This window comes from Bacillus sp. T2.9-1, assembly GCF_950097965.1.
In the GTDB taxonomy this organism is placed as follows: domain Bacteria; phylum Bacillota; class Bacilli; order Bacillales; family Cytobacillaceae; genus Niallia; species Niallia hominis.
Window position 1 is genome coordinate 1 of sequence record NZ_CATNHG010000014.1, and the last position, 2,147, is coordinate 2,147.

A 2,147-nucleotide genomic window follows, 5' to 3' on the forward strand; every position below is an offset into this window, starting at 1 on the left:
GGACAGTCGAATACATGAACACACAAAACAGAGAAGATTTAAGCAGGACCCAAATGCATATTTAAACAATATTGAAAGCAAGTGGAATCGGCACAACTAAATCATTGTGTTAGTTGTGCCGTGTAAGAAAAAAAAAGAGCCGAATTTCTCAGTTTAGGGATTGGGAAATCAGGCTTTTTATATTGGAAATTCCTTATCGTTGTAAATCCGCATTTTCCTGATGCACAACGATTATAGGAATTGGATATACCCTTATTTGTATAGTGGAAGTAGTTTCAAATCTTCAAGCTTGATTTTCAACGGAAGGTAGTACATTAATCAAATTTTACTTACTTAATCAAACATTTAAGTTAAAATGATATAGAAAATGATAAATAAAAAAACTTTTACACTTTAGTGTGTAAAGTTTAGGAGTGATAATCAATGAATGACATAAAATTTTATTTCTATGATTTTATCCCAGTTAAATTTGAGTTAACTGAAGATGATAGAGAACAGGTCCTAAAAGAATTTCCAACTCCTATTCTCCCTACTGGTGAAGAAATTTTCAACATAAATGAATTTGAAAAAGGAATCAATGTTAAATTACGATTACTTCTTAATGACTTTAATATCGAATCAACCAAAACTAACAAACAATATTTAAAAATAAGATTTAGTAATAATTTTGGTTCGATAAATGCAAAATTATGGGACAACCAAAATGCCGTTGAAAATACTATCCCTTTACTTGAAGAATTCTCTATTTTCGATGTTGAGGCTAGAATAGAAGATTATCGGGGGCATAAATCACTTACTATAAATAAAATGAAACCATGTGAAGAAGATATTAATCCCTTCACTTTTCTAGCTTACACTAAGCAAAATATTGAAGATTTTACTGTAGAACTTTTCTCATATATAAATGAATTGGAACAACCTTTTAAGGACATATCCTTAGCTGCAATGAAACGTTTTTGGGACCAATTTTCTATTAGGCCAGCAGCAAAAGGATTTCATCATAATTATTTAGGTGGCTTATTAAAACATACAGTAGGTTTAATGAGGTTCGCAAGATTCATATTAAAACAAGAAGATAACCATTATCAAGCAATTATAAAGCTAATAAACGTAGTTGAAAAAGCACATAAGAAGGATATTTGGAATCAACTTCAATCGGAGTCTATAAATCCTCAGCACATTGTATGGAAAGATACTATTGATCATCTTTATACAATGTTATATGGCGCAATGCAACATAGAAGTTCAGCTCCTAATTATGATTTAGTTTTTACAAGCATTTTATTTCATGATATTGGAAAATTACTAGAATATGATCATGCTGGCAAAAAGTTTGAGGAATTTAAATTCTTATTCCCAACGGCTGATCATTCTAATATTGAGAATAGGAAACAAACTGGAATAATCATGGATGAGTTAGGAGTAATGATAGGACATATCCCATATGGTGTACTTATCCTCTCGAAAATAATAGAAACAGAAAATATAAGGATTTCTTTAGAAGACATACACCATATTTCCCACTGTATTTTATGTCATCACGGTCTTCCAGAATGGGGGGCATGTGTACGGAATCCACAAACAATTGAGGGTTACATTATTCATATAGTTGACTTTTTAGATAGCAGATATGAAAATACGGAAGAATTGAAATAACCCAAAAGCCCAGCTAGGCACTTTATATATCTGCATAGCTGGGCTTTTTTTATAAGTCATTCCACAAATCCAAACTAGAAGACTCTTTTTTACGCTTCTTTATATCAATAATTTTTGTTTCTTTATATATTTTTTCGCCAGTTTCAAGATCAAAAAATTCAAATGCTTCATGGTTAAATAAATTTTCTAATGCTCTATTAACAGGCTTTGTTGAATTTTTTGTAGTAGTGAGTAAGTTTATTAGATTTTTTTCTTTCCTATCCTTACCATAATAAAAGAGTTTATAAATAGTAGATTGAGCTAGTTTATTTAAATCTTCTAGTTCTTTAATTTTTTTCTTTTGATCAATTATTTTGTTGTTTAACTCCCTCTATAAATGTTGATCTATCAACGGTTTGACCCGTTGTTGGGGTATCAAAAAAATATTTTTCGACACAATCCCTAACAATATTTTTAAAATATGTGAAACTATTCCAATACATGGGTACGCT

The 2,147-nt window shown here is 30.2% G+C and carries 1 protein-coding gene; it reads left to right on the forward strand.

The window, feature by feature from the left end; translation table 11 throughout:
* The first annotated feature begins 423 nt into the window (after positions 1–423).
* Positions 424–1,656: an HD domain-containing protein gene (locus tag QQZ16_RS02205; RefSeq protein ID WP_048717159.1), complete on the forward strand. Its 1,233-nt coding sequence runs from the start codon at positions 424–426 to the stop codon at positions 1,654–1,656.
* The last annotated feature ends 491 nt before the right edge of the window (positions 1,657–2,147 follow it).

Bases quoted from the DNA above. Each gene is read 5' to 3' on its own strand.
- QQZ16_RS02205 (WP_048717159.1), top strand. From the start codon at position 424: ATGAATGACATAAAATTTTATTTCTATGATTTTATCCCAGTTAAATTT.